Source organism: Amycolatopsis sp. NPDC004625 (genome assembly GCF_040609695.1).
GTDB lineage: Bacteria > Actinomycetota > Actinomycetes > Mycobacteriales > Pseudonocardiaceae > Amycolatopsis.
Genome location: NZ_JBEXKX010000021.1, coordinates 23,843 through 49,318, shown reverse-complemented (window position 1 = coordinate 49,318; position 25,476 = coordinate 23,843). Strand labels below are relative to the sequence as shown.

At 73.0% G+C, this 25,476-nt stretch carries 17 protein-coding genes; 8 read left to right on the top strand and 9 right to left on the bottom strand.

What is annotated here, in order from left to right:
* Window positions 1–77: 77 nt before the first annotated feature.
* The 8 genes from ABZW17_RS24170 to ABZW17_RS24135 all read left to right on the top strand — a co-directional run bounded on the left by ABZW17_RS24170 (window position 78) and on the right by ABZW17_RS24135 (window position 15,194).
* Complete coding sequence (locus ABZW17_RS24170; protein ID WP_354818244.1) at window positions 78–344, top strand: acyl carrier protein; 267 nt, start codon at window positions 78–80, stop codon at window positions 342–344.
* Between the two features lie 3 nt (window positions 345–347).
* Window positions 348–959, top strand: a complete 612-nt coding sequence (locus tag ABZW17_RS24165; protein WP_354818241.1) for a DUF2786 domain-containing protein — start codon at window positions 348–350, stop codon at window positions 957–959.
* The gene (locus ABZW17_RS24160) at window positions 956–2,173 is read left to right on the top strand and encodes an acyl-CoA dehydrogenase family protein (RefSeq protein ID WP_354818238.1); all 1,218 of its coding nucleotides are present in this window, start codon (window positions 956–958) and stop codon (window positions 2,171–2,173) included. The genes ABZW17_RS24165 and ABZW17_RS24160 overlap by 4 nt, the downstream gene beginning before the upstream one ends.
* Entirely contained in the window at window positions 2,164–3,129 is a 966-nt protein-coding gene (locus tag ABZW17_RS24155; protein ID WP_354818235.1) for a pyridoxal-phosphate dependent enzyme, read from the top strand. The genes ABZW17_RS24160 and ABZW17_RS24155 overlap by 10 nt, the downstream gene beginning before the upstream one ends.
* Window positions 3,129–13,133, top strand: a complete 10,005-nt coding sequence (locus ABZW17_RS24150) for an amino acid adenylation domain-containing protein (protein WP_354818232.1) — start codon at window positions 3,129–3,131, stop codon at window positions 13,131–13,133. Before ABZW17_RS24155 ends, ABZW17_RS24150 begins: the two co-directional genes overlap by 1 nt.
* Entirely contained in the window at window positions 13,130–13,948 is an 819-nt protein-coding gene (locus ABZW17_RS24145) for an ABC transporter permease (protein ID WP_354818229.1), read from the top strand. Before ABZW17_RS24150 ends, ABZW17_RS24145 begins: the two co-directional genes overlap by 4 nt.
* Window positions 13,949–14,025: 77 nt before the next feature.
* Complete coding sequence (locus tag ABZW17_RS24140; protein WP_103349347.1) at window positions 14,026–14,229, top strand: MbtH family protein; 204 nt, start codon at window positions 14,026–14,028, stop codon at window positions 14,227–14,229.
* A complete protein-coding gene (locus tag ABZW17_RS24135) occupies window positions 14,229–15,194 on the top strand; it encodes an ATP-binding cassette domain-containing protein (protein WP_354818226.1) in 966 nt (321 codons plus the stop codon). Before ABZW17_RS24140 ends, ABZW17_RS24135 begins: the two co-directional genes overlap by 1 nt.
* Before the next feature lie 61 nt (window positions 15,195–15,255).
* Here the strand turns inward: ABZW17_RS24135 and ABZW17_RS24130 are convergent, their stop codons facing one another.
* The 9 genes from ABZW17_RS24130 to ABZW17_RS24090 all read right to left on the bottom strand — a co-directional run bounded on the left by ABZW17_RS24130 (window position 15,256) and on the right by ABZW17_RS24090 (window position 24,572).
* Window positions 15,256–16,575: an MMPL family transporter gene (locus ABZW17_RS24130; RefSeq protein WP_354818223.1), complete on the bottom strand. Its 1,320-nt coding sequence runs from the start codon at window positions 16,573–16,575 to the stop codon at window positions 15,256–15,258.
* Between the two features lie 143 nt (window positions 16,576–16,718).
* Window positions 16,719–17,684 (bottom strand): 2,3-diaminopropionate biosynthesis protein SbnA, encoded by a 966-nt coding sequence (gene sbnA, locus ABZW17_RS24125; RefSeq protein WP_354818220.1) that lies wholly within the window; start codon window positions 17,682–17,684, stop codon window positions 16,719–16,721.
* A gap of 13 nt (window positions 17,685–17,697) precedes the next feature.
* Entirely contained in the window at window positions 17,698–18,735 is a 1,038-nt protein-coding gene (gene sbnB, locus ABZW17_RS24120; protein ID WP_354818217.1) for a 2,3-diaminopropionate biosynthesis protein SbnB, read from the bottom strand.
* Between the two features lie 58 nt (window positions 18,736–18,793).
* Window positions 18,794–20,194, bottom strand: a complete 1,401-nt coding sequence (locus tag ABZW17_RS24115; protein ID WP_354818214.1) for a hypothetical protein — start codon at window positions 20,192–20,194, stop codon at window positions 18,794–18,796.
* Window positions 20,195–20,208: 14 nt separating this feature from the next.
* Entirely contained in the window at window positions 20,209–20,949 is a 741-nt protein-coding gene (fabG, locus tag ABZW17_RS24110; RefSeq protein ID WP_354818211.1) for a 3-oxoacyl-[acyl-carrier-protein] reductase, read from the bottom strand.
* Window positions 20,946–22,055: a beta-ketoacyl synthase N-terminal-like domain-containing protein gene (locus tag ABZW17_RS24105; protein WP_354818208.1), complete on the bottom strand. Its 1,110-nt coding sequence runs from the start codon at window positions 22,053–22,055 to the stop codon at window positions 20,946–20,948. The genes fabG and ABZW17_RS24105 overlap by 4 nt, the downstream gene beginning before the upstream one ends.
* Window positions 22,052–23,302 carry a beta-ketoacyl-[acyl-carrier-protein] synthase family protein gene (locus ABZW17_RS24100; protein ID WP_354818205.1) on the bottom strand — a complete coding sequence of 417 codons (1,251 nt, stop codon included), beginning with the start codon at window positions 23,300–23,302 and terminating at the stop codon, window positions 22,052–22,054. The genes ABZW17_RS24105 and ABZW17_RS24100 overlap by 4 nt, the downstream gene beginning before the upstream one ends.
* Before the next feature lie 9 nt (window positions 23,303–23,311).
* Entirely contained in the window at window positions 23,312–23,563 is a 252-nt protein-coding gene (locus ABZW17_RS24095) for an acyl carrier protein (RefSeq protein ID WP_354818202.1), read from the bottom strand.
* 250 nt (window positions 23,564–23,813) lie between these two features.
* The gene (locus tag ABZW17_RS24090) at window positions 23,814–24,572 is read right to left on the bottom strand and encodes an AfsR/SARP family transcriptional regulator (RefSeq protein WP_354818199.1); all 759 of its coding nucleotides are present in this window, start codon (window positions 24,570–24,572) and stop codon (window positions 23,814–23,816) included.
* Window positions 24,573–25,476 lie beyond the last annotated feature (904 nt).

Genomic DNA, 25,476 nt, shown 5'->3' with positions numbered 1-25,476 from the left:
ACTCGAGGCCCGGTTCCGGGCCCGTGGTGATGACTGCTGTCTTGACGAAGGGAATGGTGAGGATTGTGACCGAAACCGTGGCTGAACCGACGGAGATCCTGGACGACCGCGTCGTCGCGGGGATCTGCGCCGCGCTCGAATCCGTGCTGGAGACGGAGGTGTCCGACCTCGGCCCGGAGACCCGGCTCGCGGACGCGGGCCTCGACTCCACCGGCGTGCTGGAACTGCTGATGCAGCTGGAAGAGGCGCTGGGCATCGAATTCGACGCGGAGAACCTGGAAATGAGCCACTTCGAATCGGTGGGGTCGCTGGCCCGGTTCGTCTCGGCGGAAATGGCCGCCTGAGCGATGACCACGATCTCGCCGCCGATCACGGCGACCTGGCTGCGGTGCCACGACATCGCGCGCGCGGAAGGGATGGCCCCGGCGCTGGCGGCGCTGCACGCCGCGCTGCCGGCGGGGGCGCCGGTGTTCGGCACCGGCGGTTTCGCGGTCCTGCCGGCCGGGCCGGTGGACGGCGACGTGCTCGTGGTCCGGACCGCGGAGCTGCCGGGCGGCACCGTGGTCCTCGCCCGCACCGGCCGGCCCGCGGGCCCCGCCGGCCCGGTCCTGGCGATCGGGTCGGTGTGGCTGCGGCTGGGTCTGTCCGGCGCGCTGCTCGACGCGGCGCTGGGCTACCTCGGCGGCCGGCAGAGCGGCGACACGACGCTGCTGCGCCGCCAGCTGGTCCAGGGCGCGGTCGCCGAGGCGCTGACCGGGCAGCTCCAGGTGCGGGCGGCCCTGACCGCGGACGCCTCGGCCCCGGCCGCACTGTCCTACCTGCACACCCGGCTCACCGAGGCCGACCGGGTCCTGCTGCGCCTGCTGGGGGCGGCGGGGTTCGCCCGGGGCGGTGCGGGCGAGGTCGCGGACGTGTCCGAGCTGCTCGCCGGGGCCTACACGCCGGAGGTCGCGGCGTGACGGCGACGGTGCTGGACGAACGGCTGCGGGCACTGCAGGACGCCGCCCGCGAGTGGGGTGCGGAGTTCCGCACCGCGGGCGCCGGCCTCGACGCCGACCCCGACGGCGTGGCCGCGCACCTGGACCTGGCCGGGGTCCGCTGCCTCGCGAGCATGCTGGTCCCGGCGGAGTACGGCGGCACGGGCCTGCGCCTCGGCGGGCACCGCTTCCACGGCATGACGGCGATCGAGCGGGTGGTGGTGCTCGAAGAGCTCGCCCGCGGCGACGCCGGCCTGATGCTCGCCAGCCCGGGCGCGTCGATGTCCGGCGTGCTCGTCGACGTGCTGGCCGACCACGAGCAGAAGGAGTGGTTCTACGGGCGGCTCCTCGAACGTCCCACGTGGACGTTCTTCGCCCTCACCGAACCCGGCCGGGGTTCCGACGCCGCCGCGCTGGAGACGGCGCTTTCCCCGGCAGCGGAAGGAGTCCACCGGCTCGACGGCCGCAAGAAGTACGTCGGCAACGCCGCCCGGGCCGGCCTCGGGGTCGTGTTCGCCCGCACCGGCCCCGGCCCGCTGGGCGTCACCGCGGTCCTGGTGGACACGGCGGATCCGGGTTACCGCGCCGAGCCGATCGAGACACTGGGGTTGCGCGCCGCGCGGATCTGCGAACTGACGCTGGACGACGTGGCGGTGCCCGCCGCGCGCGTGCTCGGCCGGGACCGTTCGCCCGCCCGGCGCGGGATGTGGGCCTGCGTGCAGACCTTCAACCGGCTGCGCCCCGGGGTCGCCGCGATCGCGGTCGGCATCGCCGCGGCGGCCCACGACTGCGTGCTGGCCGGCCGGCTCCGGCTCGACCGCGCCGAGCGCGACCGGCTCGAAAACCTCGCCCACCGCATCGAAAGCGTGCGCCACCTCGTGCACCTGTCCGCGATCGAGGTCGACGCCGACGGCTCCCGCGGTCACCTCGCCTCGGCGGCCAAGGCCGAAGCGTGCCGGCTGGCCGAGGAAGCCACGCTCGCCGCGTGCAGCTTCTTCGGGCCACGCGCCCGCTGGGACCACCCCGCGCTCGACAAGCTCGTCCGGGACGCGCGCGGCGTCGAGTTCATGGAGGGCGCCGGCAACATCCAGAAGCTCACCCTCTTCCAGGGCCTGCTCGCGGGGAAGGTCGGCCGCGGCGAGCCCTTTCCCGCCCACCACGCGAAAACGCCGAGCGGAGGTTCGTCGTGCAGGTGATCACCAGGCCGGAGGAGTTCGACGTCACGGACCTGTACGTCGACCTCCACCACGTCGTCGGCCGGCGGGTCCTGATGAAGTGCGAGGGCTTCAACTTCGCGCGGTCGAGCAAGCTCAAGCCGGCGCTGGAAATGGTGACGCTGGCCGAACGCGCGGGCGTGCTGCGCCCGGGCTCGACCATCGTCGAGACGTCGTCGGGCAACCTCGGGGTGGCGCTGAGCCTGGTCGCCGCCAGCCGCGGGTACAAGTTCGTCTGCGTCACCGATCCGCGCAGCACCCTGCTCACCCGGCAGCTGATGCAGAACCTCGGCACCGAGGTGCTGGTCGCCCCCGACCCGGCCGCGGGGCTGCGGCTCGTCCGCCGGCTGTGCGCGGAGAACGCCGGCTACACCTGGCTGGACCAGTACGTCAACGCCGGCAACTGGATGGCCCACTTCCGCTCGACCGGCCCGGACATCCTGCGGACCGTGCCGGACCTCGACGTGCTCTTCGTCGGCGTCGGCTCGGCCGGCACGCTCACCGGCTGCGCCCGCTACCTGCGCCAGGTCCGGCCGCAGGTGCGGATCGTGGCCGTCGAGTGCGTCGGCCCCGGCCCGCGGGCCGCCCGGCGCAGCACGGCGGTGCGCACCAGCGTCCGGTTCCCGGTCATCGACATGTCCCTTGTGGACGATCTGGTGCGGGTCGACGAGGCCGCCGCGATCCGCGCGTGCCGCCGGCTGGCGCTGAGCGGGTTCCTGCTCGGCGGTGGTTCCGGCATGGTGCTGGCGGGCGCGCTGGGCTGGCTGGAGGAGAACGACGCGGCCACGGCGGTGGTGATCTCACCCGATCTCGGTGACCGCTACCTGGACACGATCTACCAGGACCAGTGGGTCAAGGACAACTACGGTCCCGAAGCGCTGCTCGACGGCGCCGACGACGAATTCCCCTACGCCAAAACACTCTTCGAGGTGCCCTGATGACCGCGGTCGACGCGTTCCTGCCCCTGTCCACCGCACAGACCGACGTCTGGTACGACGAGCAGCTCTCCGGGGGTGGCCTCGCCTACGCGATGGCGGACTACCTGGACATCACCGGCCCGCTGGACGTCGGGGTGTTCCGGACGGCGCTGCGTGCCCTGGCCGACGAAGCCGAGTGCTTCCGCGCCCGGTTCGTCGAGGTCGAGGGCGAACCGCGGCAGCTCATCGAGCCGCTGACCGAGCTCCCGATCAGCTACCCGGACGTGACCGGGGAAGCCGACCCGGAGGCCGCCGCGCTCGACTGGATGCACGAGGACATGCGGCACCCGTTCTCGCTGGCGGACTTCCCGCTGTTCCGCGGCGCCCTGATCAAGGTCGGCGCCCAGCGGCACTTCTGGTACCTCACCACCCACCACCTCATCGGCGACGGGTTCAGCGCGGCGATCTGCCACCGCCGGCTGGGCGAGCTCTACAACGCGCTGCTGAACGGGGAGGACCCCGGCCAGGCCGCGCTGCCGCCGTTCCGGCTGCTGCTCGACGCCGACCTCGCCTACCAGGACTCCCCGCACCGGTTGCGCGACAAGGCGTTCTGGAGCCGGCACTTCGACACCACCCCCGACCTGATCAGCCTGTCGGGCAAGGAACCGGCACCGGCCCGGGGCTTCCTGCGCCGCACGACGATCCTGCCCGCGGAGACGGCGAAGGCCGTGCGCGAGGCGGCCGCGAGCGCGAAGGTGACGCTGCCGACGTTCTTCATCGCCGCGATGGCGGCCTACACGCAACGGCTTTCCGGCATCAAGGACCTGCTGCTGACCGTCCCGGTCGCGGCGCGCGCGGGCGTGCGCTCGCGGGCGACCCCGGGCATGGTCGCGAACTACCTGCCGCTGCGGATGATCGTCGAGCCGCAGACGACGATCGCGCAGCTGCTGGCCCAGGCCTCGGGCGAGCTCGCCGCGACGCTGAAGCACCAGCGCTACCACGTGAACCAGATCCGCCGGGACATCGGCGTGCGCAGCGACGAGCGCCGCCCGTTCGGCGGCCCGTTCGTCAACGTGCTGCCGCCCGAGCCCGGCCTGCGGCTCGGGGCGTGCCACACGCGCGTGATGAACCTGTCGACCGGGATCACCAACGACCTGTCGCTGACCGTCCTGGACGTCACCGAAGACATCATCGAAATCCACCTCAACGGCAACCCCGACCTGTACGACGCCGACGGCGTCACGGCCCACCTCGAACGGCTCGCCGGGTTCGTCGGCCGGCTCGCCGAGGCCGACGCTTCGGCGGTCCTGGGCTCGGTCGACGTCGTGTCGGCGGACGAGCTCGGCGAACTGCTGGCGGCCGGGGTCGGGACCGCCGGCGAGGTGGGGGCCGACGTGGTGACGCGGGTGCGCGACCTCGCGCTGGCCTCGCCGGACGCGCCCGCGGTCGCCGACGGCGGGGACTGGGTTTCCTACGCCTCATTGGTGGGCCGTGCGAGCGCACTGTCCCGCCGGCTGCCCTCCCGCGGGGTGGTGGGCGTGCTGGCCGACCCCGGGGTCGGGTTCGTCGCGGCCGTGCTGGGCGTGCTGTGGTCCGGCGCCGCCTACGTGCCGCTGGACGCCGGGATGCCGGTGGCCCGCCTGGCCGGGTTGCTCTCCGACGCGGGCGCGAACGCCGTGGTGGTGGGCGCCGGCTACGAGGACTTGGCCGCCGAGGTCGTCGCGGCAGCCGGTGGCGGCGCCGACGTCGTCGTGCCGGACGACACCGAAGACCGGGAATGGGCGCCGGTTCCCGCCGCCGATGCCGGCCTGGACCTGGCCTACGTCATCTTCACGTCGGGTTCGACGGGCCGGCCGAAGGGTGCCATGGTGCACCACCGCGGCATGGTGAACCACCTGCTGGCGAAGGTGGAGGACCTGGGCCTGGCGGCGTCGGACGTCGTGGTGCAGAACGCTCCGGTGACCTTCGACGTCTCGGTGTGGCAGATGCTGGCGCCGCTGCTGGTCGGCGGCCGGGTGCGGGTGGTGTCCCGCGCGGTCGCGGCCGATCCGGACGCCCTGTTCGGCCTGATCCGGGCCGAGAGCGTCTCGGTGCTGGAGGTCGTGCCGTCGCTGCTGCGGGCGGCCCTGGACTCGTGGGACCTCGCCGAGCAGCCGGATGTCTCCGGGCTGCGCTGGCTCGTCGTGACCGGCGAAGCGCTGCCGCCGGACCTCTGCGCGCGGTGGTCCGCGCGGTTCCCGGACGTGCCGCTGGTGAACGCCTACGGCCCCACGGAGTGTTCGGACGACGTGACGCACGCGGTGATCCGGTCCGGCGTCGAGGTGGTGCCGATCGGCCGTGCGGTCCGCAATTCCCGGCTGTACGTGCTGGGCGACGAGCTGCGCCCGGTGCCGGCGGGCTCGGTCGGCGAGCTGTTCGTCGGCGGGCTGGTCGTCGGCCGGGGTTACGTGGGTGATCCCGCGAAGACGGCGGCGGTGTTCGTCGCGGACCCGTTCGGCGGCCGGGGGGCGCGGATGTACCGCACCGGCGACCGCGTCCGGCTGCGCGAAGACGGCCAGCTGGAGTTCGTGGAGCGCCGTGACTTCCAGGTCAAGATCCGCGGCCACCGCATCGAGCTCGGCGAGATCGAAAGCGTCCTGCGGTCCGTTCCGGGCGTGCTGGACGCCGTCGTGCGCGTGCTCACCGACGCCGACGGCGGCAAGCGCCTCGCCGGCTACCTGATCGGCGTCGACGGCGAAGGCCCGATCGACGCCGGTGCCGTGCGCAGCACCGCCCAGCAGCTGCTGCCGGACTACATGGTCCCCTCGGCGCTGGTCGTGCTCGACGAACTGCCGCTCACCGAACACGGCAAGGTCGACCGCGAAGCGCTGCCCGCGCCGGACTTCCGGGCCGAGGTCGTCGGGCGCCGGCCCCGCAACACCGTCGAGACGGTCGTCTGCGACATCCTCGCCGAGGTGCTGTCCGTGCCGCGGGTGTACATCGACGACAACTTCTTCGCCCTCGGCGGCGACAGCATCAGCGCGATCCAGGTGGCCGGCCGCGCCCGCACGGCCGGCATCGAGCTCACCCCGCGTGACATCCTCGAACGCCGCACGCCGGCCGCCATCGCCGAGCAGGTCGGCGTCCGCGAGCCGGGGTCCGACGTCGTCGCGGTGGCCGACGGGCCGCTGGTCACGCTGACCGACGGCGAGCTGGACGAGCTCGCCCCGGACGGCGGCCGCATCGAGGACGTCTGGCCGCTTTCCGCGCTGCAGCAGGGTTTGCTGTTCCACTCGGAGTTCGACCCCGACGGCGTCGACGTCTACACCGTGCAGGCCACCGCGGACCTCGCCGGCCCGCTCGACGTCGAGGCGCTGCGCCAGGCGTGTGCCGCCCTGCTGCGCCGGTACGCGACCCTGCGCGCCTACTTCCGGCACCGCAGCGGCGGCGACGCCGTCCAGCTGATCGCCGCCGAGGTCGCCCTGCCGTGGGCCGAGATCGACCTGTCCGTGCTGCCCGAAGGCGAACGCGAGGAGCGGCTGGGCCGGCTGGCGGCCGAGGACCGGGAACGCCGGTTCGACCTCGCGCACCCGCCGCTGGTCCGGTTCACCCTGATCAAGGTCACGCCCGGGCGGCACCGGTTCCTGTGGACCGCCCACCACATCGCCACCGACGGCTGGTCGGTGCCGATCCTCATCCGCGAGCTGGCCACGCTGTACGCGCAGGGCCCGGCGGCGGCGCTGCCCGAGGTGGCGCCGTTCCGGACCTACCTCGCCTGGCTCGGCCGCCAGGACGAGCAGGAAGCCCGGCAGGCCTGGCGCGAGGTGCTCGACGGGCTCACCGAGCCCACGAAGGTCGCGCCGGAGCTCGACGGCCACCTGACCGCGGTGCCGGCGTCGGCCGAACTGGTGCTGACCCGGGAGGAGACCGCCGAACTGGTGGCGTGGGCCCGCCGGCACGAGCTCACCCTGAACACCGTCGTGCAGGCCTGCTGGGCGATCCTGGTCGGCCGGCTCACGGGCCGCCGCGACGTCGTGTTCGGCTCGGTCACCTCCGGGCGCCCGGCGGAGCTGCCGGGCGTGGAGACCATGGTCGGGATGTTCATCAACACCGTGCCGGTCCGGGCGGACCTCGACCCGGCGGGCACCCTCGACGACCTGCTGGTCTCCCTGCGCGACCAGCAGGCCACGATGTCGGCCTACCAGCACGTCGGCCTGGCCGAGGTGCAGCACGACGTCCCCGCCCTCGCCGGCACCGGCGAGCTGTTCGACACCGCGATCGTCTTCGAGAACGTGCCCGCGGACGACGAGGGCACCGAGCTGGTCCTGGGCGACGACGTGCGCGTGCTCGACGCCGTCACCGAGGACTCCCGCCACTACCCGCTGAGCCTGGTGGTGAACCCGGGCCGGGAACTGGCCTTCCGCTTCGACCACGCCCCCGAGGCGTTCGACGCCGAGCGGATCGGCCTGGTCACCCGCATGTTCCGGCACCTGCTCGACACCGCGCTCGCCGATTCGTCGGTGGCGCTGGGCCGGGTGGACGTGGTGCCGGCCGGCGAGCTGGAGCGCGGCGCCGGTGTCACCGGGCCGGTCGGTCCCGATGTGGTGTCGCGGGTGTGTGCCTTCGCGCGGTCGTCGCCGGCGGCGCCCGCCGTGTCCGACGGTGGCGCCTGGGTTTCGTACGGGTCCCTGGCCGGGCGGGCGAGTGCGTTGTCCCGCCGGCTGGCCGGGGGCGTGGTCGGGATCCTGGCCGACCCCGGGGTGGGCTTCGTGTCGGCCGTACTGGGCGTGTTGTGGTCCGGGTCGGCCTACGTGCCCCTGGACCCGGCGCTGCCGGTGGCCCGGCTGGCGGGCCTGCTGGCGGATTCCGGCGCCGCGTCCGTCGTGGCGGGTCCGGGCTTCGAGGACCTGGCGGCCGAGATCGCCGGCGACGGTACCGGGATCGTGGTGCTGGACGATGCCGAAGACGAGGAGTGGGCCCCGGTTCCCGGTGGCGACGCCGGCCTGGACCTGGCCTACGTGATCTTCACGTCGGGTTCGACCGGCCGCCCGAAGGGGGCGATGGTCCATCGCCGCGGGATGGTCAACCACCTGCTGGCCAAAGTGGACGACCTCGGTCTCGCGGCATCGGACGTGGTCGTGCAGAACGCGCCGCTGACGTTCGACGTTTCGGTGTGGCAGATGCTGGCGCCGCTGCTGGCCGGGGGCCGGGTGCGGGTGGTGTCCCGGGTCGTCGCGGCGGATCCGGACGCGTTGTTCGGTCTGATCCGGGCCGAGGGCGTTTCGGTGCTGGAGGTCGTGCCGTCGCTGCTGCGGGCGGCGCTGGACTCCTGGGACCTGGCGGAGCAGCCGGATGTCTCGGGGTTGCGCTGGCTGGTGGTGACCGGTGAGGCGCTGCCGCCGGACCTGTGCGCGCGGTGGTTCGCCCGGTTCCCGGACGTGCCCCTGGTGAACGCCTACGGCCCGACCGAATGTTCGGACGACGTGACGCACGCGGTGATCCGGTCCGGCCCCGAGGTGGTGCCGATCGGCCGTGCGGTCCGCAACTCCCGGCTGTACGTGCTCGGTGACGAGCTGCGCCCGGTACCGGCCGGCTCGATCGGCGAGCTGTTCGTCGGCGGCCTGGTCGTCGGCCGCGGGTACGTCGGCGATCCCGCCAAGACGGCGGCGGTGTTCGTCGCGGATCCCTTCGGCGAGCCCGGGACGCGCATGTACCGCACCGGCGACCGCGTCCGGCTGCGCCCCGACGGCCAGCTGGAGTTCGTGGAGCGCCGTGACTTCCAGGTCAAGATCCGCGGCCACCGCATCGAACTCGGCGAGATCGAAGCCTGCCTGACCGCGCACCCCGCGGCCGGCGAAGCGGTCGTCACGGTGCACGGCACCGGCAACGACCGGCGGCTCGTCGCCTACGTCACCGGTTCCGCCACCGCCGACGAACTGCGCGCCCACGCGACCGCGCAGCTGCCGGCGTACATGGTCCCGGGCGCGTACCTCGTCCTCGACCGCTTCCCGCTGACCGCGCACGGCAAGATCGACCGCAAGGCCCTGCCCGCGCCCGAACAGCACACCGGGACCACCGTCCGCGGGCCGCGCACCCCGGTCGAAGCGACGCTCTGCGCCATCTGGGCCGACGTCCTCGGCGTGGCCGAAGTCGGCATCGACGACGACTTCTTCGTCATCGGCGGGCATTCCCTGCTGGCGAACTCGGTCGTGAGCCGCGTCCGGTCCGCGTTGGACGCCGAACTGTCCATCCGGGACCTGTTCGAGGCGCGCACGGTCAGCCGGCTCGCGGGCCGGCTCGTCTCCGCGGGCCAGGCGGGCGCCGGCTTCCGGAAGCTCGAGCGGCCGGAGCGGATCCCGCTGTCCCACGCCCAGACCCGCATGTGGTTCCTCAACCGGCTCGAAGGCGCCGGGTACAACATCCCGCTGGCCGTCCGGCTCGGCGGGGACTTCGACCCGGCGGCGCTGGCGGCCGCGCTCGGCGACGTCGTCGAGCGGCACGAGATCCTGCGCACGATCTTCCCCGACGTCGACGGCGTCCCGTACCAGCAGGTCCTCCCGCCCGCCCCGGGCTCGGTGCTCGCCACCGCGACGAGCACCGAGGCCGACCTCACCGCGACGCTGGCGGCGGCGGCCGGCCGCGGCTTCGACCTCGCCACCGACCGCCCGCTGCGGGCGACGCTGTACCGCGTCGGGGACGAGCACGTGCTGCTGCTCGTCCTGCACCACATCGCCGGCGACGGCTGGTCGGTGGACGTGCTGGCCCGCGACCTGGCGATCGCGTACGACGCGCGGGTCCGGGGTGTCGCGCCCGGCTGGGCGGACCTGCCCGCGCAGTACGCCGACTACGCGGTCTGGCAGCGTGAGCTGCTGGACGACCGGCAGGCCGCGGACCGGCCGTGGGAGTACTGGCGCACCGCGCTCGACGGCCTCCCCGACGAGCTGCGCCTGCCCGCGGACCTCCCGCGCCGCGCGAGCACCGCCTTCCGCGGCGGCTCGGCGGGCTTCGAGGTCCCGCCGTCGGTCCACAAGGGACTGACCGCGCTGGCCCGCCGGTCCGGCGCCAGCACGTTCATGGTGGTCCAGGCGGCGGTCGCCGCGCTGCTCACCCGGCACGGCGCGGGCACGGACGTCCCGCTGGGCAGCCTCGTCGCGGGCCGGTCGGAGGAGGTGACGAACGACCTCGTCGGGTTCTTCGTGAACACCCTGGTGCTGCGCACCGACACGAGCCGCAACCCGACGTTCGCCGAGCTGGTCGCCCGGGTGCGCGACACCGACCTCGAGGCGTACGCGCACCAGGACCTGCCGTTCGAGCTGCTGCTGGAGATGGCCCGGCCGGCGCGCTCGCTGTCCCGGCAGCCGTTGTTCCAGGTGATGCTGTCGTACTACGAGGTCCCGGACCCGCGGTTCGAGATCGGCGGCCTGCGCGTGCGGCCGGAGATCCTCCCGGCGACGGGCGCGAAGTTCAAGTTCGACCTGACGTTCCAGCTCGGCGAGCGCCCCGGCGACGGCGGGCTGGAAGGCAGCATCGAGTACAGCGCGGACCTGTTCACCCGGGAGACGGCGGGCCTGCTGGCGGAGCGCCTGAACCGGCTGCTGGCGGCGGTCGCCGAAGACCCGGAACTGCCGTTGAGCGGGATCGAACTGGTGCCGGAGACCGCGCTGCCGGTCTTTTCCGGGGAGCCGGCGCAGCTGCCGGCGCTGCGGAACACCCGCGGCCCGGCGTTGGTTTCGAAGGACGGCCGGCTCAGCCACGCCCAGCTGCGCCGCCGCGTGACGACGGAGGCCCGGAGGTTGCGGGCCGGCGGCGTCGGTCCGGAGTGGACGGTCACGGTCGGGGCGGAGTCGGCGGTGGACCGGGTGGTCCACGTCCTGGCGGCGCTGGAGGCGGGCGCCGCGTACCGCCTGGCGGACCCGGCCGAGGAACCCGGCATGGTGCTCGAAGTCGCCCGCCCGCAGGAGGAATCCGGCGCGCAGAGCGGCTCGGCGGTCTCCGGCGGTACGCCCGCTCGCGCGCTGAGTGGCTCGGCGGTCTCCGGTGAGACCGGTACCCCCGTCGCCGCCGCGCACGCGGCGGCCCACCTCCCCGACGGGACCGTCCTCTCCCGCCGTGCCCTCGCCGAGGCCGTCGCCGCGCTCCGGGAGTCCATTCCGGACGGCAGCCGCGTTCTCGTTCCCGACCTGGCCGGTGCTATTCCCGTGGTGCTCGCCGCGCTGGGTGCCGGTGGCTCGGTGCACTTCGTCGAGGCCGGCACCGCCGCACTCGCCCGCCTGCTCGAAGGCGAGCTCCCCGCCGTGCTGTTCGCGACCCCCCACCAGGTCCGGGCGCTCGCGGCGCGGCACGAAGGCGCCCTCGCCGGCGTCCGGCTGATCGTCGGCGGCGAACCGCTCGCCGCGCCGCTCACCGAACGGCTCCACCGCGCCGGCGCCGAGGTGCACACGCGCGACGGCGACCTCACCGGCCCGGCCGCCCCCGGCGCCCTGCCCCAGCCGGTCCGCGCCACCCGCGCCTACGTCCTGGACGAGACGCTCCGGCCGGTTCCGCCCGGCGCCCACGGCGAACTCTGGCTCGCCGGCCCGGCCCTCGCCCGCGGCTACGCGGGACAGCCCGGCCGCACCGCCGCCCGGTTCGCCGCGGATCCCTTCGGCGAACCCGGGACGCGGATGTACCGCACCGGCGACCTGGTCCGCCGCCGCCTCGACGGCACGCTGGAGCCGGCGGCCGGAGCCGTGCGGGCGCGCGGGTTCGCCGTCCGGCCGGTCGAGGTCGAGGCCGCCCTGCTGCGGCACCCGGGCGTCGCCGCGGCCGAGGTGGTCGTCCGTGACGACCAGCTCGTCGCCTACGTCGTGCCCCGCGGCGACACCGGGAACCTGCGTGCGCACCTGACGCGGGAACTACCGGACTTCGCGGTGCCGTCGGCGGTCGTCGAGCTGCCCGCCCTCCCGCTCACCGCGGCGGGCGAACTCGACCACGCGCAGCTGCCCGCCCCGAGGACCACGACCCGGGGGAGCACCCCGGCCGAGGAGGTGCTGCGGCTGGCCTTCGCCGAGACGCTCGGCCTGCCCGAGGTCGACGTCGACGCCGACTTCTTCGCCCTGGGCGGCAACAGCCTGCTCTCGGTGCGGCTGGTCGCCCTGGCCCGCAACGCCGGCCTGCGGTTCACCGTGGCGGACGTCCTGACGCACGGGACCGTCGCGCACCTGGCCGCGCTGGCCGGGTCCGGCGACGACACCGGCGAGGTGCTCGACCCGTTCGCGCCGGTGCTGCCGATCCGGCCGGCCGGCGACCGCGAGCCGCTGTTCTGCGTGCACGCCGGGCTCGGGCTGAGCCTGCCCTACCTCGGGCTGGTCCAGCACCTGGATCCCGGCCGGCCGATGTACGGGCTGCAGTCGCCGAACGTCGGCGGCGACGGCGAGCTGCCGGTCAGCGTCGAGGACGTCGCCGAGGAGTACGCCGCCCGGATCCGCGAGATCCAGCCGGCCGGCCCGTACCACCTGCTCGGCTGGTCCTTCGGCGGCCTGCTGGCGCACGAAATCGCCGTGCAGCTGCAGGAAGCGGGGGAGCGGGTGGACAGCCTGTTCGTGCTGGACAGCTTCCCGGTCGACCCGGCGGACCAGGTCTCGCCGACCCGGCAGGAGCTGCTCGTCAGTTTCCTCGAGCACCTCGGTTACGAAGCCGGCGATGACGCCGAGCTGTCCCCGGCGGACGTCCTCGACGTCCTGCGCCGCGGCGGGTCCCGCCTGGCCGGGATCGGCGAGGACCGGATGGCCCGCGTGCTCGACGTGATGAGCAACAACGGCGAGCTCGCGCTCCGGTACGAGCCCGCCCGCTTCTCGGGGCGCCTGCGGCTGTTCCTGGCGGCCGAGGGACGCACCGAGGACGACCTCGCCGCCCGGCCGGGTCAGTGGTCGCCGTACGTCGACGGCGGGATCGAAACGCACCGCATCGACTGCGGGCACGAATTCATGATGCACCCGCAAGCCCAGGCCGCCATCGGCCGGATCGTCGCCGCCGCACTGGACGGCTCTTCCGAGGAGGACGAATGACTGTGATTGCCCCGGCGGAGCGCCGCCGGTCCGCGGTGGGCGACGGGGTGGCGGAGGTCCTGGCCCTGGCCGGGCGCCGCCTCACCCACCTGCGCAACGTCCCGGGCCGCCTGCTCGCGGTCACGCTCAACCCGCTGATCACCATGCTGGCCATCGGGTACGTGTTCAAGGACGCGGTGATCGTGCCCGGCAGCGGCAGCTACCCGGAGTTCCTGTTCCCGGCCGCGCTGATGCAGGTCGGCCTGGCCGGCATCGCGCCCACCGCGATCGCCGTGGCCACCGACCTCAACGGCGGCCTCACCGACCGGTTCCGCTCGCTGCCGATCGTCCGGCCCGCCGTGCTGATCGGGCACTCTCTCGGCGACTTCGTGGTCGGCCTGATCGCCCTCGCCATCACCGTGGCCTCCGGCCTGCTCGTCGGCGGCCGGGTGCACACCGGGGTGCTGCCGCTGCTCGGCGGGCTCGCCCTGCTCGTGGTGTTCCTCTACGCGATGATCTGGGTCGGCATCCTGCTCGGCCTCTCGCTGCGCAACCCGGAGGCCATCGACGGCATCGGCGCGGTGGCCACGCTCGGCCTTTCCTTCCTCTCCAACGCCTTCATGTCGACCGACCGGCTGCCGTCGTGGCTGCGGCCGGTCGCGGAGTGGAACCCGGTCAGCTCGGTGACCACCGCGGTCCGCCGGATGTGGGGCACCCCGGTCGACGAGACCGGGTTCCCCGCCCAGCACCCGGGCGTGGTCGTGGCGATCACCCTGGTCTTCACCCTCACCGTCGCCGGGTTCCTGAGCTTCCGCAAGTACCGGACCATTTCGTAGTCAGGTGGCGGTCAGCGCGCCGTCAGCCGAGCCGAACACCATGACAGCAAGCCACCCGATACAGACGGAGATGTGCAGTGACGAGTCCATTCGACGATGAGAACGGCCGGTTCCTCGTGCTGGTCAACGCCGAGGAAGAACGCAGCCTCTGGCCGGTGTTCGCCGCGGTGCCGGCGGGCTGGACGGTGGCGCAGGGGGAGAGCTCCCGGGCCGACGCGCTCGCCCACGTCGAGGCGACGTGGACGGACCTGCGCCCGAAGAGCCTGCGGGACGCCGGCTGATGGCGAGCGGCGAGCTCGACCGCGAAGCGGCCATCGAAGTCACCGGGCTGCGCAAGGGATTCGGCAGTCACGAGGCCCTGGCCGGCATCGACCTGCGGGTACCCGCGGGGTCGGTGCTGGGCCTGCTCGGCCCCAACGGCGCGGGCAAGACCACCACCGTCCGGATCCTCGCGACGCTGCTGCGCCCGGACGGCGGCACCGCGCGGGTCGCGGGCTTCGACGTCGCCACCCAGGTGAAGGAGGTGCAGCGCCGGATCGGCCTGGTCGGCCAGTACGCCGCGGTCGACGAGCTGCTCACCGGGCGGCAGAACCTGCAGCTGCTCGGCACGCTGCTGCACCTCGGGCGGCGCGGGGCCCGGAAGCGGGCCACCGAGCTGCTCGAGCGCTTCGACCTGACCGCGGCGGCCGACCGCGCGGTCGGCACGTACTCGGGCGGCATGCGGCGGCGCCTCGACCTGGCGACCTGCCTGATCGGCCGCCCGTCGGTGCTGTTCCTCGACGAGCCGACCACCGGCCTCGACCCGGCCAGCCGCACCACCCTGTGGGGGATCGTGCGGGGCCTGGTCGACGAGGGCGTCACGGTGCTGCTCACCACGCAGTACCTCGAGGAGGCCGACTACCTCGCCGACCACATCGTGGTGATCGACCACGGCCGGGTGATCGCCGAGGGCACCGCCGACGAGCTGAAGCGCAAGATCGGCGCGGAGCGGCTCGAGGTCGCCGTCGCCGATTCGCGCTGGCTCGCCCCCGCGGTGTCGGCGCTGACCGGCATTTCGGGCTCGCCGGTGATCGTCGACGAACGCAAGAAGAGCCTCGCGGTCGAGCTGCCCGACACCGCGGGCGGTGTCGCGGCCGCGGCCGCGGCCCTGCGCGACGCCGGCGTCGAGTACACCGACTTCGCCCTGCGCCGCCCGACGCTCGACGAAGTGTTCCTCGACCTCACCGGGCGCCCTTCCGGCCCCTGAGCGGAGTACCGGCTGTCGAGCTGCCCGCCCCGGCGGGCGGCTTCGCGGCCGTTGCCCGCCGTCACCGCGTGTCCTTCGGGCCCCGGAGCCGCCACCAGTTCGCCCGGCCGCCGAGCACCGCCAGCCGTGGGAGCAGGTAGAACCGGACGACGAACGTGTCGACGACCAGGACCACCGCGGTCGCCAGGGCGAACTCGCGGACGTCCCCGCTCTCCGTCAGGCCCCAGACCAGCCACATCACCACCGTCACCAGCAGCGCGCCGCCGGATGCCGACCAGGCCCGGCGGCACGCGTGTGCCACCGTGTTGCGCCGGGACATCCCGGCCAGGGTTTCGCTCCGCAGCCGGTGCAGCAGGTACACCTGCAGGTGGTTGGCCGGCACGAGCAGCACGACCACCAGGACCATCGGCGCCCAGCCGGGCAGCGGATCGACCAGCAGGGCCAGCATCCCCAGCCCGGCGAGCGCGGCGACGCCGTTCAGCAGGAAGGTCGCCAGCGCCACCACCGGCCGCCGGTAGACCACGAGCGTGGCCACCCCCAGCACCAGCAGCAACGTCACCACACCGCCCGTGTCCATGTCCTGGACCAGCGGACGGCGGCCCGGGGCGCCGGGGGAGAACACGCGCAGCGAGCCGTAAACCGCCGCGGCGGCGAGGGTGAGCACGCCGGCCGCGATCGCCGCCGGCCGCACGAACCGGGGCAGGTCGCTGACCTTCCACCGCGCGGGCGGTTGGGGCGGCAGGGCCTTCGGCGCGGTGAGGACGCGGTCGTTCAGCGCGGGCAGCAGGCTCAGCGCGGCGAGGGTCGACACCAGCACCGCCACGAGCACGGCGGTGGCCAGCGGCATCAGGTCCGCGCCGCCGGTGACCGCGACCGCGGCCAGCGCCGCGGCCACGCCGCTGCCGGAGACCAGTGCGGCGTTGCCCGCCGTGCTCGCGACGATCCGCGCGGCCCGTGCCGCGTCGTTGCCGCAGGCCAGTGCCTCCCGGCGGCGGCAGAAGGCGAACAGCATGTGCTGCACCGAAACCGTGATGACGACCAGCAGGGCCGCGTCGCCGGTGAGCGGCGACATCGCGACGGACTCGGAGACGGTGTCCAGCAGCGCCGCCGACGCCGTCGTGACCACGCTGGTGAACAGCGCGGACACGAGCAGCAGCAGCCGGGAGAACGGCACGCTCAGCAGCACCGCGACGGGCGCGGCGACCACCGGCCACCAGTTCGCCGCCACGTCGGGGTCGGCGAGCGAACCGTCGCCCAGCCGGTGCCCGCCGGCGAGACCCGGCAGCTCGGTCACGGCCACCAGGACCAGCCAGAGGGCAATGACCGCGCCGGCGTGGCCGGCGGACCAGCAGGAGGCGCGGACGGCCAGCGAAGGCTTCACGATCGTCCCCGTTCGACCCGATGGGCATGCGGCGTTCGCGGCCGTTTCTATCCGCGCATGTGTTCGAGTCTAGTGAACCGTGATCGTTCGTTCACGGGGTGTGAGTCCCGGATCCGCGGTGGTGCTAGGCCGTGTGTGGTGAATCACAAACTGGGCACGTGCTCATCGAGCAGGTCCTCGCCGTAGAGGTCGGCGACCCACTGGTCGTGGTAGACGGTGTCGAGGTAGCGGTCGCCGAGGTCGGGCGCGATCGCCACCGCCGTCCCGGGTTCCTCGTGCGTGGCCAGCCACGCCAGGGCACCGCTCACGACGGTCCCGGTCGAGCCGCCGAAGCAGAACCCCTCCCGGGTGAGGGCCCGGCAGGTGCGCACGGTGTCCGCCTCTTCCACGTGCACGACGTCGTCGACGTGGGAGAGGTCGAGCATCGGCGGCCGGATCCCGGTGCCCAGCCCGGGGATCATCCGGCGGGCCGGCGGCGTCCCGAAGGTGACCGAGCCGACCGTGTCGACCGCGACCACCCGGGTGCCGGGCCGGTGCTCGTGCAGGTACCGGGCGCAGCCCATGAGCGTCCCGGTGGTGCCCGCGCCGATGAAGACGACGGCGGCGTCCGGGAAGGCGCCGGCGATCTGCGGGCCGGTGGTTTCGTAGTGGGCGCGCCAGTTCCCGGCGTTTTCGTACTGGTTGAGCCAGACGTACCCGCGTTCGGCGCACAGCCGCCGCACGAGGTCGATGCGCGCGCCCAGCAGCCCGTGCTCCGGGTGCGGTTCGGTGACGATGCGGACCTCGGCGCCGAGCGTTTCCATCAGCTGGCGGGCGCCGAGGGTGCACCGCGAGTCGGTGACGCAGACGAACCGGTAGCCGGAGCTGGCGGCGACGAGGCTCAGGGCGACCCCGAGGTTGCCGGACGAGCTCTCCACGAGCGTCGAGCCGGGCCGCAGGTCGCCGCGGCGCTCGGCCGCGGCGACCATCGAGCGGGCGGCCTTGACCTTGATCGACCCGGCGAAGTTGAAGCCCTCGCACTTGAGGAAGAGGGGCCGGCCGGCGAACCGGCGGAGGTCGACGAACAGGTCGTCGGTGTTGAAGTCCTGCGGGGCGGTGATGATCGGCACGCGGAGTTCCCCCTCAGCGCTTGCCGTACCGGTCGAGTTCGAAGAAGAACTCGTCCACGGTCCGCAGGTCGCCGGAAGCGTGCAGCTGGTCGTGGATGTGCTTGCCGACGGCCAGGTCGAGCACGCCGAGCCCGAACGGCGAGAAGACCAGCGGCCGGTCCTTCGGCAGGGCCGCCTTGCCGGTCATCACGTCGTGCAGGGTCCCGGACAGGAAGTCCCGGCCCCCGGTCTGCTGCTCGGCCAGGTGCACCGAGGTGTTGGCCTTCAGGCAGTGCTCGACGTCGTCGACGACGTTGGCCGAGGCGAGGATCACCTCGGGCGAGAGGTCGCGCAGCGAGACGTGCAGGACCAGCGGGTTGTGGTCGAACCACGCCGGGTCGTGGACGTGCGGCTCGCCGGCGACCGTCGCGAACACGACCAGGTCGCTCCCGCGGATCAGGTCCTCGGCGGACTCGTGCACGGTCACCGACGGCTCCCCGGCCGCGTTCAGGTAGCCGCGGAACCCTTCGGCGTGCGCCGGGCTCAGGTCGAACACGCCGACGTCGTCGAAGCTCCAGCCCCCGGCGGCCAGGTAGGTGTGGATGTACCGGGCGATCAGGCCGGTGCCGACGATGCCGAGCCGCGCGGGCCGCGCCCGGTCGCGGGTCAGCCAGTCGGCGGCGAGGGCGGCCGACGCGGCGGTGCGGGTGGCGCTGATGATGGAGCTTTCCAGGCAGGCCAGGGGATAGCCGGTCTTCGGGTCGTTGAGGACGAGGATCGCCGAGGCCCGCGGCAGCCCGTTCGCGACGTTCTCCGGGAAGCTCGAGATCCACTTGATCCCGTCGACCGCCAGGTCCCCGCCGACCGACGCCGGCAGCGCGATGATCCGCGAGGTCGGCCGGTCGGGGAAGCGCAGGAAGTAGGACGGCGGGTTGATCGTGTCGCCTTCGCCGTGCAGGCGGTAGGCCGACTCGATGAGGTCGATGACGAGCTTTTCCTGCCCGCTCAGGACATCGTGGACCTGCGCCCCGGAGATGACGGCGAACGCCGGGACGGACGTGCTGGTACTCATGCTGTGCTCTCCTGGGACGTGGGTGGTCGTGAGTGGTAAGGCGTGTTTTAACCGGCCCTTACACTAAAGACGGGGGGGGGGGGTTATAAGCGGCGAGGGTGGCGAGGCGGTCGGTGATGCGGCTGTCGAGTTCGTCGAGCTCCTCGGCCGAGGGCCCGATGAGGACGCCGTACAGGCGCCCGGCGAACGCTTCGCCCGCGGCCGCGAGGGCGGCGCCGGCGTTGACCGTGGCGAAGTTGTTGACGAGCAGGCCGCGGCCGGACCCGGTGAACAGCAGGTCGCCGAGCGCCGAGCGCAGCCGCGCGAAAGGCAGCGGAGCGGTGAGGCGCACCGGGTAGTGCCGCGCCATCGCGACCGCGCCGGCCGGCACGAACCGCTCCTGCAGCGGCACCTGGTAGGTCGACATGTTGTTGCGCGCGTTGATCTCCAGCACCGGGAAGATCCCGCCGTCCGGCTCGACCAGCGCGTCGACGCCGACGACACCGTAGTAGCCGTCCTGCGCCAGGCGGGCGCCGAGGACGTCCGCCGCGTGCCGGATCACCGCGTGCTGGGCCTCGTCGAGGCGCGGCGGCATCCGGTGTCCCTTGTGGACACCGTTTTCGGTGATGGCCTCCTTGACGAAGTCGAACCGCACCGAGCCGTCCCGGCCCACGGTGAACTGGTAGTTGAGGTCGGCGAGCTTGTCGACCCAGGTCTCGGTGACCAGCGCGATCCGGTCGCGGCCCGCCTTCTGCGCGGACCGCTCGATCATCCGCTGCAGGCGCAGCAACCGCTGTTCGCCGGTGACGACGGCGATGCCCTTCCCCGACACGCCGAACGCCTCCTTCACCACCACCGTGCCGCCCTCGGCGAGCACCTTGGCGGCCTCCGGCACGGCGTCGGCCAGCTGGGCGGGCGTGTCGCAGATCCAGCCGGGCGGCTGCCGCAGCCCGAGCTCGTCGGCCAGCTGCCGGCTGTAGACCTTGCTGTTGACGGCCTTGCAGAGCGCGGCGGGCGGCGTGGCCAGCGGCACGCCCGTCCGGGCCGCCAGGTCCTCCTCGACGGCCGACGCGCCGTGCGGCAGCAGGTGCGCGCCGTCGGTGGCCAGCTCGGCGAGCGCGGCGACGACGCCCGCGTCGGCGAGTGCGTCCTGGCTGACGTTGCGCGCCGGGTCCGGCGCCGCCACGACGTGCACCTCCGGCAGCTCGAAGCCGAGGTCGAGCAGGTAGCGGTGGTACCCGGGGTCGGGCGCGTGCTTCAGCACGACGTGGTCGCCCTTGCCGCCCAGCAGCAGCGCGAACTCGTCCATGCTGTTGACCACCGCGGTGCTGCCCGCGGCGGACACCCGCGGCAGGCCGAGCTCGTCGGCGGCCCACAGCTCCTCGACCTCGAAGTTGCCGAGGAAGACGAACGGGTGCTCGGCCGAGCCGAGCGCGGCCGTCTTCAGCCGCGCGATGAAGTTCGGGCTCTCGGTGTCCATGGCGGACCTTCCCCTCAGACGACCAGGCCGCCGTCGATCTCGAATACGCTTCCGGTGATGTAGGCGGCGCGGTCGGACACCAGGTAGGCCACCAGGTCGGCGACCTCCTCGGCGGTGCCGAACCGGCCCAGCGGGACGGCCGCGCGCAGCTTCTCCCGGGCCTTGTCCGTCATCTGGGCCGTCATGTCGGTCTCGATCAGGCCCGGCGCGACCGAGTTGACCCGGATGCCGAACCGGCCGACCTCCTTGGCCAGTGCCTTGGTGAGACCGATGACCCCGCTCTTGGACGCCGAGTAGTTCACCTGCGTCGGGTTGCCGTGCACGCCGGACACCGAGGACAGCGCGACCACGCTGCCGCGGCGCTGCTTGAGCATCAGGAACACGGCCGGCTGGCAGACGTTGTAGACGCCGTCGAGGTTGGTCCGCATGACGTCGGTCCAGCGGTCCCCGGTCATCGTCACGAACGCGCCGTCGCGGGTGATGCCCGCCGACGTCACCACGGCGTCCGGGGTGCCGAGGTCGGCGGCCGTGCGGGCCACCCACTCGGCGGCCGCTTCGCGGTCGGTGACGTCGACCTTGGTCGCGACCGCCCGCCGCCCGAGCTCGTGCACCTCCTTGGCGAGCACGTCGGCGGCCTGTTCGTCGGCGCGGTAGCAGAACGCGACGTCGTGGCCGTTCTCGGCCAGGCTCAGCACCACCGCCCGGCCGATCCCGCGGGAACCGCCGCTGACGAGGGCGACCTTGGGCGCGCTCATGCGGCGGGCTCGCCGAGCCGCAGCAGCGTGCAGGCCACCGAACCGTCGTCGTCGCAGGTGGTGACGACCGTGTGGTCGGCGCCGGCCCGCCCGGCCGACTCGGCGACGCTGAAGACGGCGGCGAGCTGGAACATCGCGCTCGCCGAAGCCGTGTCGCCGAGCAGGTCCGCGGACGGCACCCGGTCGACGGCGGCGTCGCCGAACAGGCCCCGCAGCGCGATCGTCTCGACGGCGTTCCCGCCGGCGTCGGTGAACCCGCTGCCGGTCGCCGCCCACACCCGATCGGGCGCGACGCCGGCCGAAGCGAGCAACGCGCGGACGGCGACGGTGACGGTGCCGGCGAGGTCGCCGTCCAGGCACACCCGCGACTCGAACCCCTCCAGGGTGCCGAGGACGCGGCGGCCGGGCGGCCGCAGGTCCGCCGGTTCCAGCAGGAACATCGCGCAGCCCTCGCCGATGACCACCGGGTCGCCGCCGCCCCGGCGGTGGTGTTCGACCCACGCCCGGGCGGGGGAGTACTCCTCGGCGGCGCCGCAGAGCACCCGGGTCGCCCGGCCGGTGCGCAGCAGCCGCCGCGCGTAGTTCAGGGCGTGCGGGCCGGTGGTGCGGCCCGCGGCGATCGTCGCGTTGGGGCCCTTGAGCCCGTGCCAGATCGCGGCCTGGCCGGCGGCGCAGTTCATCACGCACCCCGGCACCGCGGCCGGTTCGACGTGGTCGGGTTTGTCGCCGGTGAGCGACGCCCGGGTCAGGTCCATCATGCTCTGGACGCTGCCGGTCGTGGTGCCCAGGACGAACCCGATGTCGTCGCGGTCGTCACCGGGCTCGACGCCGATGTCGGCGAGCAGGTGCTTCGCCGCGGCGACGGCGAGCCCGCTGACGCGGTTCATCGCCCGGGTGCCCTTCGTGCCGAGGAACTCCCGCGGCTCGAAGCCCGGGACGGTGGCCGCGGTCTCGCCGGGGCCCCGCGCCCAGCGCCCGGTGTCCACTGCGGACACCGGGGACGTCCGGGTGCGGACGCCGTCGGCGAAGGCGGCGCGGTCGTGCCCGAACGGCGAGATGGCCGTCCAGGCGGAGATGACCGGGGGGTTCAGCGTTCCGGTGCTCATGCCACCGCCTCCCGCGGGCCGTCGTAGCGGCCGATCAGCACGACCGAGTTGTTGCCGCCGAAGGCCCAGCCGTTGTTCTGCACGATCCGCAGGTCCGCCTCGACGGCCACGTTGGGCACGCAGTCGACGGCGCACTCGGGGTCGGTCTCGATGTGGTTGATGGTCGGCGGGATGAACCCCTCGGTGATCGCGACCGAGCAGCCGATCGCGGCGAGCGCGCTCGCCGCGCCCATCGAGTGGCCGAGCATCGACTTCATCGAGACCACGCGCGGGGTGTCCTCGCCGAACAGTTCGCGGATCGCCGCGGCTTCGGTCTTGTCGTTGGCGTGGGTGCCGGTGCCGTGCGCCGAGATCAGGTCGACCTCCGCGGGCTTGACGCCGGCGTTCTCCAGGGCCAGTTCCATGCAGCGGGCGATGCCGCCCTGGTGCGGGGCCACCGGGTGGTGGGCGTCGCAGGACAGGCCGTAGCCGAGGACTTCGCCGTAGATCCGGGCGCCGCGGGCGGTCGCCGACTCCAGGCTCTCCAGCATCAGGATGCCGGCGCCCTCGCCGGTCAGGATGCCTTCCCGGTTCTTGTCGAACGGGCGGCAGCAGTCCGGCGCGATGCTGCGCAGCCGGTAGAAGGAGGTGAACGTCTTGCGGCAGACGGCGTCCGCGCCGCCGCACAGCGCGAAGTCGGCTTCGCCGAGGCGGATCGCGTCGAAGGAGTGGCCGATCGCGTAGTTGCCCGCCGAGCAGGCCGTCGCGATGCTGCCGACCTCCACATTGGACAGCGCGAGCTCGTGGGCGATCGAGGTGGCGAGCCGGCCGGCCGACGTCCGCCGGGCCAGCCGCGGGCTCATCGCCTCCGGGCCGGCCGCGATCTCCAGCGAGACCATGCTGTCGAGTTCGTGGGACTCGCCGTCGGTCGTGCCGACCGACAGCAGGCAGCGCGCCTCGCGCAGCACGTCCAGGTCGATGCCCGAGTCCGCGACCGCCAGCCGCGCCGCGGCGGTCGAGAACCGGCTCGCGCGGCCGAGCGAGTCGATGTCGACGTTCCGGATCCAGCGTTCGGGCTCGAAGCCGACGACCTCGCAGCCGTTGTTGTGCTCGAAGCCGGTCGTGTCGAAGACGCTGATCGGCCGGACGTTGCTGCGCCCGGCGCGCAGGGCCGCGGTGAACTCGTCGATGCCCGTACCGAGGCTGGACACCACCCCGCAGCCGGTGATCACCACCCGGCGCCCGGGTGCGGTGGAATGCTCGCTCATCAGCTTCCCCTACCAGCCGGCGGATTCCGCGACGACGTCGTAGGCGCTGTTCAGATCGGTCATCCGGCGGAACTGCGCCTGGTCGATCGTGACGCCGAACGTCTTCTCCAGGGCCGCGAGCACGTCCATCAGCGTGAGCGAGTCGGCTTCGTGGTCTTCGATGAAGTTGCTGGTCTCGGAAAGCTCGTTGTCCTCGAGCTCGAGGTGCTCACGGACGATCGCGCGGATCTGTTCCCTGCGCTCGGACACTGCCGCTGTCATGACGACTCCTGGGTTTCGGGCGAACTTCGGCCTCGCCGGAAACTAGCCAGGGGAGATGACCGCCCTCTGACCGAACGCTGACGGCGGTTCGCGTCGGTGAGCCGTCAGCGGTCGGTCATCCCGGTGCGTCATGATCACGTCCGGTGATCACGGAACCACGGCGGGACAAGGAGGAAGATGAGCCCGGGAGGAACCGGACCCCGAGCGGGACGACGGCGGGGACGGCCGGTGGAGGCGCCGTCCCCGCGGTTCAGTCGAGCATGCAGTCCTGGACCAGGATGGCCTGGTACAGCTGTTTCAGCGCCCGGCCGGGTGAGAGGCCGAGCTCGTTGCCGAGCCACTTGCTGGTGTGGTGGAAGACCGACAGCGCCTCGCTCTGCTGCCCGGTGCGGTAGAGCGCGAGCATCAACAGCTCGCTGAGCCGTTCCCGGCCCGGGTTTTCGGTCGCCAGCAGCCGCAGTTCGTGCACGATGTCGTGCTGCTCGCCGACGGCCAGGCGGGCGGCGATGAGGTCCTCCTGGACCGCCAGGCGCCGCTCGTTCAGGTGGGTGGCCGCCGCCCGGCACCGCACCCCTTCCTGGACGTCCATCAGGGCCGGCCCCCGCCACTGCATCAGCGCTTCGCGGAGGATGCCGACGGCTTCGTGCGGCGCGGAGCCCACCAGGGCGGTGCCGCGGCGCGCGAGGTCGAGGAACCGGTGCGAGTCGATCGACTCGGCGGGCACCTCCAGCTGGTAGCCGCTGTAGGTGGTCCGGACGATCTCCTCCTCGCTCGCGTCCGTGATCGGCTTGAACAGCCGCCGCAGGCGCGCGATGTTCGCCTGCAGCGCGTTGCGCGAGTTGGCGAGCGACCTCGGGCCCCACAGCTCGTCCGCCAGTTGCTCGTAGGACACCGGACGGCCCGGCGACAGCGCCAGCATCGCCAGTAAAGTCCGGACTTTCTTGGCGCGTATTGCGTGAATTCTCCCACCCGATCTTATTTCCAAGGCGCCCAGCAGTTCGATTTGCACTTAGACCTACCCCCAGATTCGGCTGACCCGAGGACTATATCCAGGCCGGATCACCCGACGATGTATTTTTCGGAGATAGTGGCAGAGGGCCGGAGGCTTAGGTACCTCCGTTCGGACCAGTGAAACGTCGAACTCGTCAGTAGTTTCACCTGGTGGACGGTTTGGGTATGGATGTATTCGGACATCGCCCGGCATGGTGGTGTTAGGTCCACCATTAATGGTGGTGCCAGCACTCCGACAGCGGGTTCTGATCTACGCAGGTGAGACGCCCGTGATCGGCGCTCGTCTTGCACGGCGTGCCGGGGTCTCATTACACCGTAGGCGCACCGTGATCACTTGGTTGCGCTCGCGGAGGGGGCCGGGCGAAGGACCTTCGGTAGGCGCTCCCGGCGCGGCCGCACCGAAGGCCGCCGCCGGTGCCGGGGGACGGCCGGGCATTGGACACCGGAAACGCGATTCCGGAGCGGGATCGGGGCGAAATCGAGGCCGTGGTATAGGCGGCTGTTATTAGTCTGAAGATTATTCAGGTTTCTATTGTCGGTGGCTCATCCGAGTGGCTGCGGTGACTCGGGGCATTCGGCTCACCGGCTGTCGGGAAGAAGAACTCGGGTCACTCGGGCAAAAGCCGGAGAAGGTCGAGCTTCGTGAACTGCTCGCGGACGCGGCCGAGCGCCCGCCGCGATTCGATCCGGTGTCCCTCAGTTGCCTGGTAGCGGCGAGCACACGAACGATCGCAACGCGTGCCCGCACGTCCCGGACGTGCTCACCAGGGCCGAGGAGGGCCGGCGACGGGCTGGGCCCCCCGGTTGCAGGCGCCCGCCCGCCACATCGCCCCGGCCCTCCCGGCGCGGCCGGGTTCGCCGAGGCCCGCCTGGGCGCGGCCAGGAGAGTGATGCCCTTCCAA